Source organism: Rahnella bonaserana (genome assembly GCF_019049675.1).
Classification (GTDB): domain Bacteria; phylum Pseudomonadota; class Gammaproteobacteria; order Enterobacterales; family Enterobacteriaceae; genus Rahnella; species Rahnella bonaserana.
The window spans coordinates 131,028-146,980 of the sequence record NZ_JAFMOW010000056.1 but is presented as its reverse complement, the minus strand read 5'-3'; the positions used below and the strand labels follow the sequence as shown (position 1 = coordinate 146,980).

Sequence of the window (15,953 nt, the reverse complement as noted above, 5' to 3'; positions counted from 1 at the left end):
CGACCCTCTGGCGATTACCGGAGCTGGAAAATGAAAAAACATAAACTGTCCCTGGCGGTGATCAGGGCTATTTATCTGGTAGGGATCGCCGGAGTCGCAAGTTTTAGCGCCGCTACATTTGCAGCGGACACCACTAATCCGGCCATGAAAGCCCTGTTTGATCAGGCGGCTTACTGGCACGAACGCGCCCATGATGATCTGGCCAAAGACGCCTTACAGAAAGTGCTGCTGGTGGAGCCGGACAACGCGCAGGCGATGTACCTGATGTCGCTGTATTCCATGCAAAGCGGTGATAAAACTGCGGCTAATCAGTGGCGGGAAAAACTGTCCGCCGTCTCGCCTGACGATCCGCGTCTGGCCTCGCTCAACAGTGCCAAAGCGATGCAGTCGATTCCTCCGGCGCAGCTGGCTTCTGCCCGTCAGATGGCGGCGCAAGGAAACGTCAGCGGTGCGCTGTCGGCGTACCGCACCATTTTTAACGGCAACCAGCCGCTCGACAGTCTGGCGACCGAATATTATCTGACGATGGCGGGCGATAAATCGCTCCAGCCGCAGGCCATTGCCGGATTACAACAGCGCATCGCCTCCCGCCCGGACGACACCCAGGCGCGTCTCGGCCTGGGTAAAGTGCTGACTTATCAGGAATCCACCCGTCGCGACGGCATTAAACTGCTGAGCACCATGGCCGGTTCCAGCACCGAAGCGGACCGCTCGTTACGTCAGGCGCTCTTATGGATGGCACCGCAGGAAGGTGACCGTGATTTGTATCAGGGTTATCAGGCGCGTCATCCAAATGACACCGGCGTGATGGCCTATTTCCAGAAAAATATTGGCGGCGCAGCGAAAGGTCAGGGCTTTACCGCGCTGAACAGCGGCGACGTCACCAGCGCAAAATCCAGGTTTGACACGGTGCTGGCTGATAACCCGAACGATGCCGATGCACTGGCCGGTCTGGGGTATATCGCCCAACGCAGCGGTAACTTTGAGCTGGCTTCGCAATATCTGAGCAAAGCCGCGGCGCAGGGCGGTCCGAACAGTGCGCAACTGAGCAATCAGGCGCAGGATTCGGCGTTTTACGCACAGTTAGCCAAAGCCAAAGACGCTGCCGGTTCAGGCAGTTATGACGCGGCGCTGGCGGCGATCACGCCGCTTACGCAGGTCAGTGGTGAAAAAGGCCAGTCTGCCAGCTTGCTGCGTGCGGATATTCTTCGCCGCAAAGGTGATCTGGCCGGGGCGGAGCAGCAATACAGCGCACTGGGCGATAACGCCGATGCCCGCGCCGGATTGTATTACGTGCTGCGTCAGCAAAACAAAACCGCCGAAGCGAATCAGGTGCTGAAAACTCTGCCAGCCGGATTGCAGGCCAAAATGAACCCGCCGACCGTGGCAGATGTCATTGAGCCAATGCGTCGTCAGGCCGCACAGGCGGTGGCGAACAACGATCCGCAACGCGCACTGAATATTCTGCAACAGGCGCAGGAACGTCAGCCGTCGAATGTCTGGGTGAAACTGGACATGGCGCGCATCCTGCAATCGCAAGGCCAGACCGCGCAGGCGCAGGCCATTATGGCGCCGTCTTCGCGTCCGGGGGCGTCTTCCGCTGATTTGTACGCAGCGGCGCTTTTTGCTTCCGAAACCAAAAACTGGTCCACCGCCAACGCCCTGCTCTCGCGCATTCCGCGCAGTAGTCAGAATCAGGGTATGCGTGAACTGGCGCAGCGCGCCAACTTCAATGCGCAAATGGCCGATGCGGAAAATTATTTGCAACAGGGCAACACTGCCGCCGCGTCTAATACCTTGCGCGCGCTGGCACAGAATCCGCCAACCGCACCGGCAGATGTCGGTTCACTGGCGAAAAACCTGGCGGCGGCGGGTCAGCTTCCGCTGGCGGTGCAGCTGGTGCGCCAGAATATGCGTCAGGGCGTTAACGGCAATGCCGGTGATTATGCCGATCAGGTTACCGTGCTCAATCAGGCAGGTCTGAGCAATGAGGCGCAAGCTTTCCTGCAAAATCCGCAAATTCAGTCCGGCACGTCACCGACCGCGCTGGCGAATCTGCGTAACGGTTTTGTGATCAATCAGGCTGACCAGCTGCGCGAGCAAGGTCAGTACGCAGCGGCCTACGACAAACTGGTCGTCGCGCTGCAGGCTGATCCGCAAAACCGCGACCTGATGCTGGCGATGGCGCGCCTGTATCAGTCCGGCAAACTCAATAAACAGGCCGGTCAGGTCTATAACTACCTGATGAGCAACGACACGCCGACGCAGGATGCCCGCGTGGGTGCGATTAACGTGGCGCTGGGCGAAGGCGATAACCAGCGGGCGAAAACCCTGATGGAAGGCCTGACCGGGCCACGTACACCAGACCGTCTGCTGTTAGAAGCGCGCGTTGCCGAAGCACAGGGCGATCATCAGCAGGCACTGGCATTGCTGCGTTCCGCGAAGGGTAAGATGATCGGGCTGGAAGGCGCGGACAGTTCGGCGCAGGTCGCCGGATTGCAGATAAGCGACAATCCGTTCATCAACCGCTCAACGCGTACTTCGGCTTCACGTCCGGCGACGCAATCCTCTTACGGCACCGTGTTGCCGTGGCAGGTGTCTGATCAGGTTTCCACGCCGGGCAATATTCCGGCAGCCACCGCACAACCGACAGCAGTGGCGCAACGTAATGCAACAGAAAAACAGATCGACGACATGCTCGACGACTTGCAGGGCAAAACCGCGACCTGGGCGCAGGGCGATATGTCGATTCGTGGCCGTGACGGCGAAAGCGGTCTCAGCCAGCTGACCGAAGCCAAAGCGCCGATGACCTTTGCCTTCGTGCCGTTTGATACCTCACGTCTGAGCATTGGCGTCACACCGGTTTCCCTGAGCGCAGGCAGCCCGTCCGGCACGGCTAACGCCCGCTTCGGCCAGGGCGCTCTGGCCGCAGCACAGTCAGCGCAGAAAGATGTGGCGGCCGCAGCGGCCGCAGCCGGTCTGGATATCGCCAACTACAGCACTTTTGCCAAATTGCAGGCGGCCGCCTCGGCGAATTCCAGCACCAATTGTACCTCCGCCAACGCAACGTCCGATCAGTGTGTGGCCTACAACACCATTACGGGTACCGATCCGACGACGTATGCTGCGCCATCTGCAGGGAATCAAAGCGCAACCGGCGTGGAAGTGAACGCCGCACTGACCGGTGACAGCTACAAAGCCGATATCGGCAGTACACCGCTCGGGCAGGATCTGAACTCGCTGGTCGGGGGTGTGCAATGGGCACCGAAACTGACGGACTTCACCACCCTGCGCGTGACTGCTGAACGTCGTGCCGTCACCGACAGTATTCTGTCTTACGTCGGGACCAAAGATAATTACAGCGGCAAGGAGTGGGGCCAGGTCACCAAAAACGGCGGCAGCATTAATCTTTCCTACGATGATGGCGATGCCGGTTTCTATGCTGAAGGCGGTTATTACAGTTATCTGGGTAATAACGTGAAGAGCAACCAGTCGGTGAATGCCAATGCCGGTCTTTATGTCCGCCCTTACCGTTATGACGATCGTGAGCTGAAGACCGGTATCAACGTCGGTTACATGAACTTCGACAAAAACCTCAGCTACTACTCCTATGGTCAGGGCGGTTACTTCAGCCCGCAAAACTATGTCAGCGTCTCCTTCCCGGTGGAATACACCCAGAAGTATGACGACTGGGATCTGAAACTGTCCGGTGCTGTGGGTTATCAGTCTTACTCTCAGGATAAGAGCGCTTACTTCCCGAATAATCCGGAACTACAGAAACAGCTGGAAGATCTGGTGGCAGAAGGTTACGGCACCGAAGCCTATTATGGCGGTAAAACGCAGAACGGCATCGGCTGGAACGCGGGCGTGGGCGGCAATTATCATCTGAACAAAAGCATGCAGATTGGCGGACAGGTTGGCTACGATACTTTCGGCGACTACAACGAAAGCACAGCGCAGGTCTACTTCCGTTACCTGATGGGTCAAAATTAATCGCGGTGAAATAAAACCATGCAAGAACATAACTATACTCAGGTCGCGCAGGAATATTACCGCCAGCGTCATACCACACCGGGCTGGCAAAGCCTGGTGCAGGTGCTATTTTCAGGTATTCTGGCCTCCGCTGATGATGAAGATGGGCGGCGTTTTCTCACGCTGATGGGCAATAATCTGGCGCGCCAGCATCAGCTGCCCGCTTCGTCGACCCTCGGCGAGCTGGAAGACAATATCAATCACATTCTCAGCCGTTTTGACTGGGGGGTGGTGAAACTGGAAGCCACTCAGCAACAGCTCGCGCTGGTCCATATTGCGTGGCCGGTTTCGCCGCAAGGGCAGGATGATGAGCTGTGGCGCATCGCGCTGATCTCGCTGTTTGAAGGACTGTACGCTGAATGGTTATTGTCACAGGGTGGGCAGCCTTATGTTCCGCTGCGCTGGCAGGAAAGCACACCGGAAGGCGCGTTCATTTTCCGTTATCAAAATGGTTTGTAAGGGATCCCTATGTTGTTATTTCGACGCTACAGTCTGGTGCTGTGGTTCGGCCTTGTTTTCGCATTTTTCAGTTCCACGGTAATGGCTCAGGATTCAGGATGGTCAGCGTATAAAAGCCGCTTTCTGATGCCGGACGGACGCATCATCGATACTGCCAATAAAAACGTCAGCCACACCGAAGGTCAGGGTTTCAGCATGCTGCTGGCGGTCTTCAATGACGATCAGGCGACTTTCGACAAACTCTGGCAGTGGGCAAACACCACGCTTTACCGCAAAGATATCGGCCTCTATTCATGGCGTTACGATCCGAACAGCACTCCGCATGTGGCGGATACTAACAACGCCTCTGATGGCGATACGCTGATGGCTTGGGCGCTGCTGCTGGCGGGCGATAAGTGGAACGACAGCCGTTACACCAAAGCCTCCGAAAAATTGCAGGCGGCCCTGATTAAATACAATGTGATTGATTACGCCGGGTACAAAGTGATGCTGCCGGGCGTGAAGGGTTTCAATCAGACCAGCAACGTGACGGTCAATCCGTCCTATTTCATCTTCCCGGCCTGGCAGGCGTTTTACGCTCACAGCCATTTGAAAGTCTGGAAAGATTTGGATCAAAGCGGCACCGCGATGCTCAGTAAAATGGCGTTTGGGGAATTCCGTCTGCCAACCGACTGGGTCGATATGCAGGCCGATGGCACCCTGAAACCGGCCAGCCGCTGGCCGACGCGTTTCAGTTACGATGCCGTGCGTATCCCGCTGTATCTCGGCTGGGCACATCCCGGCAGCCCGCAGATGGCGCCGTTCATTCTGTGGTGGCAGAAATCCCCACGTGACGCGACACCGGCGTGGATTGACGTGATGACCGGCACCAGGGCGGCCTACAACATGTCGCCGGGCCTGTTAGCCATTCGCGATTTCACCATGGCCAACGCGGGAGCCATCAGCCCTAATCTGGCACCGAAAGACGATTACTACTCTTCCACCCTGCAACTGCTGAGCTGGTGGGCGAGTCATAAAGGATAAGCATACTCTGGAATAAAAAGGCCAGTCAGGGGATGCTGACTGGCCTTTTTTATTATGTGTAGACCTTTAATTAATCTGATAGCTAAAATGAGTCGTATAGTTCTGCCCGTCATACTTGTAGCTGGCGGTATTACTCAAAGAAAAAACATTTCCGCTATAAGTCACCATCACCCGGTTATCTGCACTGGTAGTGATACCGGCAATTGTTCCACTCCCTGAGATAAACGGAAAACTCTCTGCCAGATTTTTAACGATTTCACTGTTACTGCCTTTCAGGTCGCCAGCCAGATAATACCGGTAGTGGAAAGGAACCGTCGCTCCCCCGCTTTGGCTTTCAGTCAGATATAACCACATATGATCGTTAATTTTTTGTGTGCGAAGCAGTTTATCTCCGGCTGGATTATCCCCGCTCTGATTAAGCCACCAGAACCCCATCACCAGCAGAAATAGGGCGAGAGTGACAAAACGATGTAGCCATCTAATAACCATTTTGAATGGCATAATCGATCCCTTCTCTTATGTTATGTTGATCTGTCGGGTCATCTCCGTAAGGTGGCTTTTGAGTCCATTTTCCCCATTCAGGTTTCGATGTTCCTGCACGTTCTTGTGCAAACCCAGCCCCCATAAGAAGTGTTGTCGCCGGAATACCTGCTGCCGTTCCTGCCGCACCAAAGTTAAAATTGCCGAAGGCCGCCCAGTAAGGATCATAGGCTTTATAATCCCAGGGACCGTGATTCCTCACTTTCTGATAAAACCAATAATAGGTGCTGGCGGTCGCCATGTTTCTCGATGTTCCATGCTGCCGGGCTTCTCTCATATTGTTTTGAACAACCTGAGAGCCAGGTCCAGATAAGGGTACAGATGCCATAATTAACGTCCTGTTATTTTTGGGGATTCCGGCATCATATCAATATCTCATCTGCCAATGTGTCTGAAAATTACCCACAAAAAAGCCCGCTTTTCGCGGGCTTTTTCATATCAGCAATATTACTGATTTACGGCAACGGTCTGCGTGGTGCCGGTTTCATCCTGGTCAACGGCGAAGCAGGCGACGAGCTGGTCGCCGTACTGTTTCAGCTGCGGCTGGAACTGTTTGCAGGTGCCGAACGCACGGCGGCAACGGGCGTTAAAGGCGCAACCGGCTGGCGGATTCAGCGGGCTTGGCAGCTCGCCGGTCAGCTTGATGCGTTCACGGCGTTCGTCCGGGTTCAGACGCGGCGTCGCGGACAGCAATGCCTGCGTGTACGGATGACGCGGATTGCTGAAGACGGCCTCTTTCGAGCCCTTCTCCACGCAACGACCGAGATACATCACCATCACTTCATCAGCGATATGTTCCACCACGGATAAATCATGCGAGATGAAGACGTATGACAGCCCTAAATCCTGCTGCAAATCCATCATCAGGTTCAGTACCTGCGCACGCACGGAAACGTCGAGCGCAGAAACCGGTTCATCGGCGATCACCACGTCCGGATCCAGCATCAGACCACGGGCGATTGCAATACGCTGACGCTGACCGCCGGAGAACATGTGCGGATAGCGGTCGTAGTGCTCGGTTTTCAGGCCAACTTTCGCCATCATCGCCAGGGCCTTTTCGCGACGTTCTTCGCGGGTCAGTTTAGTGTTGATCAGCAACGGTTCTTCGAGGATCTGACCGACTTTCTTACGCGGGTTCAGCGATCCGTAAGGATTCTGGAACACGATTTGGATCTTCTGACGGCGCAGCTTTTCAGCGGTCGCGTCAGGTTTCAGCAAATCCTGCCCGCGGTAATACAACTCACCGCCGGTCGGCACTTCAATCATGGTCAGCAGACGGCCCAGCGTGGATTTACCACAACCGGATTCCCCTACCACCGCCAGCGTTTTGCCGCGTTCGAGCGTAAACGACACGCCGTCGAGCGCTTTCACCGTGCGTTCCTGGCCGAAGATGCCCTTCTTAACAGGGTAATGTTTTTTCAGGTCAATCGCGTGCAACAGCGGCTGAGATTGGGTGTTATCAGGACTCATAAGTAGGTCTCCCGGCATCATCCAGCGGATAATGGCACTTCGACTGACGCCCGTCTGCGAGGTCACGCAGCGCAGGTTCTTCTTTACGGCAACGGTCAGTTGCATACGGGCAGCGCGGATTGAGCAGACAGCCGTTTGGACGGTCATATTTGCCCGGCACCACGCCCGGCAATGACTGTAAACGGGCTTTGTCAGCGGCGAATTCCGGCAGCGAGCGCAGAAGCGCCTGAGTATACGGATGTCGCGGTGCACGGAAGATTTCCGTCGCTTTAGCCGATTCCACCACCTGACCGGCGTACATCACAATGATGTGATGCGCGGCTTCCGCCACCAGTGCCAGGTCATGGGTGATCAGCATCAGCGCCATGTTTTCTTTCTGTTGCAGCTCAAGCAGCAGCTCGATGATCTGCGCCTGAATGGTCACGTCGAGCGCAGTGGTCGGCTCATCGGCAATCAGCAATTTCGGGCGACAGGCGATCGCCATCGCGATCATCACGCGCTGACTCATCCCGCCGGAAAGCTGGTGCGGATAGACATCGAGACGCGAAGCCGGATCAGGAATGCCGACCAGATTCAGCAAGTCGATGGTGCGCTGACGACGGGTCTTTTTGTTACCCCCCTGATGCACCTTGATGGCTTCCATAATCTGGAAACCCACGGTGTAACACGGGTTCAGGCTGGTCATCGGATCCTGGAAAATCATCGCGACTTCGGCACCGACAATCTGGCGGCGCTCTTTTTCGCTGATGCCCTGCAGGTTGCGGCCACCGAATTCCAGTTTCTCCGCCATCACTTTGCCGGGGAAGTCGATCAATCCCATCAGCGCCAGTGAACTGACTGATTTACCGGAGCCGGACTCGCCGACAATCCCGACCACTTCGCCCTGTTTCACGCTGTAACTGATACGGTCTACGGCGCGGAACGGCGTGCCTTCGTCACCAAAGTGAACGGAGAGTTTATCCACAGTCAGCAACGTTTTGCCGACCTGAACACCATTCGTTAATGTTGTTTCCATCTCCAACCCCTTACTGCTTAAGTTTAGGGTCGAGGGCATCACGCAGGCCATCACCCATCAGGTTAAATGCCAGTACCGTCAGCAGAATGATCACGCCAGGGAAGGTCACGACCCACCAGGCACTTTGAGCAAACTGTAAGACGTCCGACAGCATGGTGCCCCACTCCGGCGTTGGCGGCTGTGCGCCCATACCGAGGAAGCCCAACGCTGCCATATCGAGGATGGCGTTGGAGAAGCCAAGCGATGCCTGAACAATCAGCGGCGCTAAGCAGTTAGGTAAAATGTTGATGAACATCTGACGGGCAGAACCGGCACCGGCGACGCGCGACGCGGTCACATAGTCGCGGTTCACTTCCACCAGCACCGCAGCGCGGGTTAAACGCACATAGTGCGGCAAGGCAACAAATGTCAGTGCCAGCGAGGCATTGACAATCGACGGGCCGAAAATCGCCACCAGTACCAGCGCCAGCAACAGGCTTGGCAGGGCCAGCATGATATCGACCACACGCATGATGATGGCGTCAACCACACCGCCGTAGTAACCGGCAAACAGACCGAACACCACGCCGAGGATCAGCGAAAGTACGACGACCAGACAACCGACCAGCAGCGATAAACGCGCGCCGTACATCAGACGCGACAGAATATCGCGGCCGACGTCGTCGGTGCCCAGCAGGAATTTCCAGCTACCGCCTTCCATCCAGACCGGCGGGCGCAGCAGCGCGTCACGGAACTGTTCAGCAGGCAGATGCGGTGCAATCACGTTCGCGCCAATCGCAATGACCAGCATGATAATGATGTAAGCCAGGCCGACCACGGCCCCTTTATTACGCTTGAAGTAATGCCAGAATTCGCGCAAAGGCGGCATCGGCACTGGCGCAGCCGTCACTAACTCGTTAGCGACCGGCTCAGTGGTTTGAGACATTGTGCGCCCCTTATTTCTTGTGGCGAATACGCGGGTTGACCACGCCGTAGAGCACATCTACCAGCAGGTTAACCACGATGATCAGAGTAGCGACCAGCAACACCCCGCCCTGCACGACCGGATAGTCGCGGCGCTGGAGTGCGTCGATCAGCCACCGGCCGAGTCCCGGCCAGGAGAAGATGGTTTCCGTCAGGATAGCGCCGCCGAGCAGCGTACCGACCTGCAAACCAATGATGGTCACCACCGGCAGCAGCGCATTGCGCAGTGCGTGAATGACGATCACCCGCATACGGCTGACGCCTTTGGCGCGCGCAGTACGGATATAGTCTTCGCCCAGCACTTCCAGCATGGAAGAACGGGTCATACGCACAATCACCGCCAGCGGAATGGTGCCCAGTACGATAGCCGGTAAAATCATGTGCATCACAGCATCCACGAAATCACCCGGTTCGCCCCAGAACAACGTGTCGATCAGCATAAAGCCGGTCAGCGGCAGACTGTCATCGAGGAAGACGGTGTCGCTTATTCGCCCCGACACGGGCGTCAGGTTAAGCTGTACCGAGACCAGCATAACCAGCATGATCCCCCACCAGAATATCGGCATCGAATAACCGGTCAGCGAGATCCCCACGGCCGTGTGGTCGAATATCGATCCCCGTTTTACCGCCGCCAGCACACCCACCGGAATACCGACAATGATCGCGAAAATCATCGCGCAGATGCCCAGTTCCAGAGTGGCTTTAAAGCGCGGTACAAATTCCTGCCAGACAGGGGTGCGGCTTTTTAAGGAAGTGCCCAGGTCGCCATGCAGCACCCCGTTCACGTATTTGAAATATTGCTGGTAAAGAGGCTTGTCGAGCCCCATATCTGCCATCAGCTGGGCATGACGTTCGGGGGAAACCCCGCGCTCGCCTGCCATGATGGTGACCGGGTCGCCTGGTATCATGTGTACGAAGGCAAAAGTCAGCAAAGTAATGCCGATAAACGTTGGGATAACTAACCCCAGACGTCGGAGTATGAACTGCAGCATATCCCGTACTCTCTGTATAAAATGCCCGGAGAACCGTAGCTCGCCGGGCTTATTGATAGCTCACAAAACTTTATATCGCTGAACTAAAAGACGTAGTGAGCGCTCAGCGAGCAAGGCGGAGGAGCAGAGCAATTGAGACATACCATCAGGTAGGCGAAAATTGCGAGCACCGCACAACGCAGCTCCCTGTGCGCTCAGTAGTCAATCACTCCATTGAGACGTTTTCGAAGTGGTGTTTGCCGAGCGGATCTACGACATACCCTTTGACTTCTTTACGAACCGGTTCGTACACAGTGGAGTGAGCGATGATCAGCGCCGGAGCCTGGTCATGCATCACCACCTGAGCCTGCTGGTAGAGCGCAGCACGTTTGGCGTGATCAGATTCAGCACGGGCTGGCTGGATCAAATCTTCAAACGGCTTGTAGCACCAGCGGGAGTAGTTCGAACCGTCTTTCGCCGCTGCACAGCTGAACAGGGTGGCGAAGAAGTTATCCGGATCCCCATTGTCGCCGGTCCAGCCCATCATCACAGACTGGTGCTCACCGTTCTTAGCACGCTTGAGGTATTCGCCCCACTCGTAAGTCACGATGTTGGCTTTCACGCCGATTTTCGCCCAGTCAGCCTGGATCATTTCAGCCATACGGCGCGCGTTCGGGTTGTACGGACGCTGTACCGGCATCGCCCACAGATCGATAGCGAAACCGTCTGCATGACCTGCTTCTTTCAGCAGCTCTTTGGCTTTCTCAGGATTGTATTCGTAATCCACCACATCTTTGTTGTAGCCCCACATTGTTGGTGGGATCAGGTTTTTAGCCGGCTGGCCAGCACCCTGATAAACCGCATCGATGATGGCTTTTTTGTTCACAGCCATGGTCAGTGCCTGACGCACTTTCACTTCATCCAGTGGTTTTTTCTCAACGTTGAAGGACAGATAACCCACGTTCAGACCTGGCTGTTGCATCAGGTTGATGGTTTTATCTTTTTTCATTGCTGCGATGTCAGCCGGGTTTGGATACGGCATGACCTGGCATTCGTTTTTCTGCAGTTTCGCGTAACGCACGGAAGCATCAGGCGTGATGGAGAAGACTAAACGGTCGATCTGCGGCTTGGTGCCCCAGTAGCCCGGGAATGCTTTGTAGAGGATGCGTGAATCTTTCTGGTATTGCAGAAGCTGGAACGGACCGGTACCGATTGGATCCAGGTCAACTTTCTCAGGCGTTTTCGCTTTCATCATGTTGTCAGCGTATTCCGCAGACAGAATTGAAGCGAAGTCCATCGCCAGGTCAGCCAGGAACGGAGACTCAGGGCGGTTGAGGACGAACTGCACGGTGTTGTCGTCGACTTTCACGATCTTGTTGATCAGATCGCCCATGCCCATACCTTCGAAGTATTCGTAGCTGCCGCCAGAAACACCGTGGTATGCGTTATTTTTGTCCAGCTGACGCTCGAAGGAGAACACAACGTCGTCCGCGTTGAAATCACGGGTCGGTTTGAATTCCTTGTTGTCCTGCCATTTCACGCCTTTGCGCAGATGGAAGGTGTAGGTTTTGCCGTCGGCAGAGATGTCCCACTTTTCAGCCAGACCAGGCTGGATTTCGGTGGTGCCGATCTTGAACTCAACCAGACGGTTGTAGATAGGCACGGAGCTTGCGTCATACGTGGTGCCTGAGGTGAACAACTGAGGGTTAAAGCCTTCAGGTGAACCTTCAGAACAATACACTAACGTTTTTGCCTGGACACTGGCCGCAACGGTCAGCGCAATCAGGCCCATACTGAATTTCAGTAGCCCCGACTTACCTAAAGAGATTGTCATCGCTTCTGCTCCATCGATTAATGGTGATGTGGATGTGTGTGTTGTGTATACAGCTCACGTCACCCTTTATTTTTATTTGCGGGTGACTGTGTTTGCTCGTGCGCTGCAATAAGTCCAACCAGAGCATGGTGAACTGCCATTTTTTTCCTGCGTTCTGTAAAGTTGGCTTTACAAAACCTTACCGGAAATATTCACTGGTCTTCCTTGGGGCTATCAATTTGGCAACTCCTTTCCTTGACGTCAATATAACCATCAGGCATTTACACAGACTGTGAGTTACAACAAACAAACATAAAAAAACATTTCGTTAACCATTTCAGGACGAATGTTCAGTCTGCGCAGCAAATAACCACACAATCCCCTTTGTAAAAGAATATTCCTGGGTGTTTCGGCCATTTTAAAACCCTAAAAATTTCTGGCTAAATGATGAATATATGAACGGTTATTTTTGAGATTGGGGTGGAAACCAGCGGAAAATGCTGGGAAGTGCAGCAAACGGCTGTGCCCGGTCAGGGAACGTGTTTGCCCCGGCACCGCCAAAAAACCCCAAAATAGCGCAAATGCACACTACTGGTGCAGGTCATTATGCGTACGTGTTTAGCCTGTTTTTCCGGCATAAGGAAGGGAAAGGACGGATATGAATTGAAACGAATATGTTAAGGAATTTTTAAACTCTGGCTTACTTTTTGCTTGTTCGTAAGAGCGTACTACTTGCCCGATTTGCGTGAAAGTCCCAGAAGTCGGGTGCAAATAAAATATCCAGACAACCCTTATTACATGACACCTCGCAGACCTCAAAAGTCCTGCCAAAAATCCCTTCCTTACGTGGGGAGCGCCGCCTATTCTCGGTTCTCAGGAAATGAGGAAACGAATTAAGTTACGCGACAATTTGTTGCATTAAGCAATGTTATGGCGCACCCTTCTATCGGATATGAAACGACCAGAGGTAAACCATGGCAACCAGTATTCGCTTAGATGATGATTTTGTGAGTGATGTGAAAATACACGCAGAAGCCTCCCACCGGAGCATTCCCAAACAGATCGAACACTGGGCAAAAATCGGCCGGGTAGCCGAAGAGAATCCCGATCTGACTTACAGGTTTATTGTGGAAACGTTATTAGCCAAAAATGAGATAGATAACAACAAGGTAACGCGCTATGTCAGAAGGACTGAGCGGTCAAAGGATTGATACGTTTGAATCTCATCGCTTTACCAGAGCATTTGGAAGATTGCCTTTGTCACAGCAGATTGTCGTCGACGATGAAATTGAGCGCATACAAGGAAATCCGCTGATCGGAGAACTGAAGAAAGGCGATCTCAGCTATTTAAGAGTGCATAAATTTCCGCTCGAAAAACAGCAGGCTTTACTGGGCTACTGCTGGCGGGAAGAGAAAATAGAACTGTATCTGCTGAGCCTGGATTCTCATGAGAACTTCTATCAGGATCATAAAAATCACCGTAAAGGTGATTTGAAGATGATGAAATGAAATCTCAGAAGCTAAAACCCGCAACCGGAAGGACGCGGGCTTTTTACAGACGAAAAAAAACCTGCTTTAAAAGCAGGTTTTTCAAATGTGGTCGGCGAGAGAGGATGACGCGCATCTGCGATGCTTGCCCTGCGGGCCGTTGCTAAAGCAACGTTGTCTCGCTTCGCTCGGCTCAAACCTCCTTCGGAGGTTCTCATCCTGTTTTACTACAGGCGAAAAAAAACCTGCTTTAAAAGCAGGTTTTTCAAATGTGGTCGGCGAGAGAGGATTCGAACCTCCGACCCACTGGTCCCAAACCAGTTGCGCTACCAAGCTGCGCTACTCGCCGAATGGGGCGCATCTTACTGCGACCCCCTCAGAGCGTCAACGGCTTTTTATAACATCCGAACTGACTGACCAGATTTTGTCCTATACGCCGTCAAAATAACCTATAGCTTCTGTTCTGCCTGAGGTTTGGCACACCAGTTATTCGCAGGATTAATACCTCCGTCTGGCGATGTATAACCCAGACAGCCTAAAATCGAATCGAATAGCTCAACGTGACGTTTCTTCGCACCGACCCGCTGTTGCGCCTGTAATTGCTCAAACGCCAGCTTGTGATCTGGCTGCTCCAGGAAACTGTCGGATGCCCACACCATCATCGGCACGCGGAACTGCTCCGGCGGGGCCATCTCACGTGGCGTACCGTGCAGATGTGAATTCTCATCAATTGATTCACCGTGGTCAGAGGCGTAAAACACCAGCGCTTTCTTATCACGAAGCTGATCAATCACGTTGTCGATAAAGGTATCGGTGTACAACACGCTGTTATCAAAGGCGTTGATCAGTTCCTCTTTGGTACACGTGTTGCTCTTACACTCCGGCGTGTAACGTGCGTAACTGCGCGGATAACGCTGGGAATAGAGATAATGCGAGCCTTTTGTATGCAGGATCACCAGATGCTTACCTTTCGGATGCGTTCTCAGGGATTCCTGTAACTCATTGACCAGTAACATGTCATCGACCGGCTTGCCGTCGTTGCGCTTTTCCGAGGCTATGATTTCGCGGAAAGAGAAGTTATTGGTGTCCGCATTGTTGTAGAACCATAGCTCGCTTTGCATCGCGAACAGCTCAGAGGTGAAGCCCAGCGACTTCATCACCGCGAAAATATTCTGCTCTTTCAACGTACGCTGCGGGTTATCTGCCGTACCGCCTTCGCGCACAAACATACAGCGCAGAGAAAGTTTGGTTGCCGTATCACATGACGTCCCGCGGAATGCCACCAGATTCTTTTCTTTCGACAAGCGCGGCGTGGTATCGCGCTCATACCCCAAAATGCCTAAGTGATCCCAGCGGGTGGTTTCACCGATGATAAAGACGACGTAGGTATCGTCGATATCTGCGGGCGGCACATAAGTGAACTCCTTCGCCGGATCAAAGTAATTACCGGCGTCCCGGCTTTCATCAACCTGCGTATAGGCATACAAACCCAACGCGGCCAGCCAGTTAGAGGGCAAATAGGAGTGCGCGACAACGCCACCATAGCTGGGCAAATCGACGTTGGTTTTCTTCTCATTCACACTTTGCTCGTGGTCGAGATAGCGCAGCGGCAGCCAGACCAGTAATGCTGTCGCCAGTAAAACGATCAGTGGCAACGCACGTTGCCCCGGCGTTTTTATCTGCTCAATCAGCGTCAGACGCAGGTTGTTTTTCCAGATAACGAATATCGGAACCGCACTGACCAGCGCCATCCAGATAAACAGATGCCACCCGATGATTTCTTTGCTGAGGTCGATATCCGTGGTCATCACCGAAACGACAATGCCGTATCCGATCACCACGTTGAACATCACCATGTAATAACTGGCAGCGACCGAAATCAGCACCAGTAATGTGGCGATGATGCGGAAGAAGAATTTTCCACCCAGCGAAATTAAACGCAGCACGAAGAAGGTAAACAGGACGATGGCACAAACTTCGGTGACCGCCTGAATCAGTTCAGTTGAAGTGAAATGATTGACCAGAGCGGCAAAGCGGCGTTGAAACACGGAGACATTCAGGAAGATGCCAATGTAAATCGCTAACAATAAAGAGATATTTTGCTGCGATAGAGTCTTCACTCTATTCATGTAATGTGGTTTTCCGGAAGTTTTTTGAAAGATTCTGAATCATTGTGACA

13 protein-coding genes, 1 tRNA gene and 1 other RNA gene are annotated in these 15,953 nt (G+C 53.8%); 5 read left to right on the top strand and 10 right to left on the bottom strand.

Features of this window, described 5'->3' with window-relative positions:
• Nucleotides 1-30 precede the first annotated feature (30 nt).
• Genes J1778_RS06750 through J1778_RS06740 form a run of 3 tightly spaced genes read left to right on the top strand, consistent with a single transcriptional unit; the run spans nt 31 to nt 5,514 of the window.
• Nucleotides 31-3,993, top strand: a complete 3,963-nt coding sequence (locus J1778_RS06750; protein WP_217172518.1) for a cellulose biosynthesis protein BcsC — start codon at nt 31-33, stop codon at nt 3,991-3,993.
• A gap of 18 nt (nt 3,994-4,011) precedes the next feature.
• Nucleotides 4,012-4,491 (top strand): cellulose biosynthesis protein BcsD, encoded by a 480-nt coding sequence (gene bcsD / locus J1778_RS06745; protein ID WP_217172517.1) that lies wholly within the window; start codon nt 4,012-4,014, stop codon nt 4,489-4,491.
• A 9-nt stretch (nt 4,492-4,500) separates the two neighbouring features.
• Entirely contained in the window at nt 4,501-5,514 is a 1,014-nt protein-coding gene (locus J1778_RS06740; protein ID WP_217172516.1) for a family 8 glycosyl hydrolase, read from the top strand.
• Nucleotides 5,515-5,580: 66 nt separating this feature from the next.
• On the opposite strand, the gene J1778_RS06735 is transcribed toward J1778_RS06740, so the two are convergent.
• The 7 genes from J1778_RS06735 to dppA form a co-directional block, all read right to left on the bottom strand.
• Nucleotides 5,581-6,015: a hypothetical protein gene (locus tag J1778_RS06735; RefSeq protein WP_217172515.1), complete on the bottom strand. Its 435-nt coding sequence runs from the start codon at nt 6,013-6,015 to the stop codon at nt 5,581-5,583.
• Nucleotides 5,993-6,382, bottom strand: a complete 390-nt coding sequence (locus J1778_RS06730) for a polymorphic toxin type 44 domain-containing protein (protein WP_217172514.1) — start codon at nt 6,380-6,382, stop codon at nt 5,993-5,995. Before J1778_RS06730 ends, J1778_RS06735 begins: the two co-directional genes overlap by 23 nt.
• Nucleotides 6,383-6,501: 119 nt before the next feature.
• Nucleotides 6,502-7,524 (bottom strand): dipeptide ABC transporter ATP-binding subunit DppF, encoded by a 1,023-nt coding sequence (dppF, locus tag J1778_RS06725; RefSeq protein WP_217172513.1) that lies wholly within the window; start codon nt 7,522-7,524, stop codon nt 6,502-6,504.
• The gene (gene dppD / locus J1778_RS06720) at nt 7,514-8,539 is read right to left on the bottom strand and encodes a dipeptide ABC transporter ATP-binding protein (RefSeq protein WP_217172512.1); all 1,026 of its coding nucleotides are present in this window, start codon (nt 8,537-8,539) and stop codon (nt 7,514-7,516) included. The genes dppF and dppD overlap by 11 nt, the downstream gene beginning before the upstream one ends.
• 10 nt (nt 8,540-8,549) lie before the next feature.
• Complete coding sequence (gene dppC, locus J1778_RS06715; protein ID WP_013573446.1) at nt 8,550-9,464, bottom strand: dipeptide ABC transporter permease DppC; 915 nt, start codon at nt 9,462-9,464, stop codon at nt 8,550-8,552.
• Between the two features lie 10 nt (nt 9,465-9,474).
• Nucleotides 9,475-10,494 (bottom strand): dipeptide ABC transporter permease DppB, encoded by a 1,020-nt coding sequence (dppB, locus tag J1778_RS06710; RefSeq protein ID WP_152323666.1) that lies wholly within the window; start codon nt 10,492-10,494, stop codon nt 9,475-9,477.
• 205 nt (nt 10,495-10,699) lie between these two features.
• Complete coding sequence (dppA, locus tag J1778_RS06705; protein WP_217172511.1) at nt 10,700-12,307, bottom strand: dipeptide ABC transporter periplasmic-binding protein DppA; 1,608 nt, start codon at nt 12,305-12,307, stop codon at nt 10,700-10,702.
• Nucleotides 12,308-13,260: 953 nt separating this feature from the next.
• On the opposite strand from dppA, the gene J1778_RS06700 reads away from it, so the two are divergent.
• Both J1778_RS06700 and J1778_RS06695 read left to right on the top strand, forming a co-directional pair.
• Entirely contained in the window at nt 13,261-13,497 is a 237-nt protein-coding gene (locus J1778_RS06700) for a ParD-like family protein (RefSeq protein ID WP_217172510.1), read from the top strand.
• Nucleotides 13,466-13,795: a type II toxin-antitoxin system RelE/ParE family toxin gene (locus J1778_RS06695; RefSeq protein ID WP_217172509.1), complete on the top strand. Its 330-nt coding sequence runs from the start codon at nt 13,466-13,468 to the stop codon at nt 13,793-13,795. Before J1778_RS06700 ends, J1778_RS06695 begins: the two co-directional genes overlap by 32 nt.
• Nucleotides 13,796-13,883: 88 nt before the next feature.
• Here the strand turns inward: J1778_RS06695 and J1778_RS06690 are convergent.
• The 3 genes from J1778_RS06690 to eptB form a co-directional block, all read right to left on the bottom strand.
• Nucleotides 13,884-14,013: non-coding RNA, RtT sRNA (locus J1778_RS06690), on the bottom strand.
• Nucleotides 14,014-14,046: 33 nt separating this feature from the next.
• Nucleotides 14,047-14,123: transfer RNA gene (locus tag J1778_RS06685), tRNA-Pro, on the bottom strand.
• Between the two features lie 100 nt (nt 14,124-14,223).
• Entirely contained in the window at nt 14,224-15,903 is a 1,680-nt protein-coding gene (gene eptB, locus J1778_RS06680; protein WP_217172508.1) for a kdo(2)-lipid A phosphoethanolamine 7''-transferase, read from the bottom strand.
• Nucleotides 15,904-15,953 lie beyond the last annotated feature (50 nt).

What these genes read in the sequence shown, in the direction of transcription:
- J1778_RS06750 (WP_217172518.1), top strand. Translation starts at nt 31, where the DNA reads ATGAAAAAACATAAACTGTCCCTGGCGGTGATCAGGGCTATTTATCTG.
- bcsD (WP_217172517.1), top strand. Translation starts at nt 4,012, where the DNA reads ATGCAAGAACATAACTATACTCAGGTCGCGCAGGAATATTACCGCCAG.
- J1778_RS06740 (WP_217172516.1), top strand. Translation starts at nt 4,501, where the DNA reads ATGTTGTTATTTCGACGCTACAGTCTGGTGCTGTGGTTCGGCCTTGTT.
- J1778_RS06735 (WP_217172515.1), bottom strand. Translation starts at nt 6,015, where the DNA reads ATGCCATTCAAAATGGTTATTAGATGGCTACATCGTTTTGTCACTCTC.
- J1778_RS06730 (WP_217172514.1), bottom strand. Translation starts at nt 6,382, where the DNA reads ATGGCATCTGTACCCTTATCTGGACCTGGCTCTCAGGTTGTTCAAAAC.
- dppF (WP_217172513.1), bottom strand. Translation starts at nt 7,524, where the DNA reads ATGAGTCCTGATAACACCCAATCTCAGCCGCTGTTGCACGCGATTGAC.
- dppD (WP_217172512.1), bottom strand. Translation starts at nt 8,539, where the DNA reads ATGGAAACAACATTAACGAATGGTGTTCAGGTCGGCAAAACGTTGCTG.
- dppC (WP_013573446.1), bottom strand. Translation starts at nt 9,464, where the DNA reads ATGTCTCAAACCACTGAGCCGGTCGCTAACGAGTTAGTGACGGCTGCG.
- dppB (WP_152323666.1), bottom strand. Translation starts at nt 10,494, where the DNA reads ATGCTGCAGTTCATACTCCGACGTCTGGGGTTAGTTATCCCAACGTTT.
- dppA (WP_217172511.1), bottom strand. Translation starts at nt 12,307, where the DNA reads ATGACAATCTCTTTAGGTAAGTCGGGGCTACTGAAATTCAGTATGGGC.
- J1778_RS06700 (WP_217172510.1), top strand. Translation starts at nt 13,261, where the DNA reads ATGGCAACCAGTATTCGCTTAGATGATGATTTTGTGAGTGATGTGAAA.
- J1778_RS06695 (WP_217172509.1), top strand. Translation starts at nt 13,466, where the DNA reads ATGTCAGAAGGACTGAGCGGTCAAAGGATTGATACGTTTGAATCTCAT.
- eptB (WP_217172508.1), bottom strand. Translation starts at nt 15,903, where the DNA reads ATGAATAGAGTGAAGACTCTATCGCAGCAAAATATCTCTTTATTGTTA.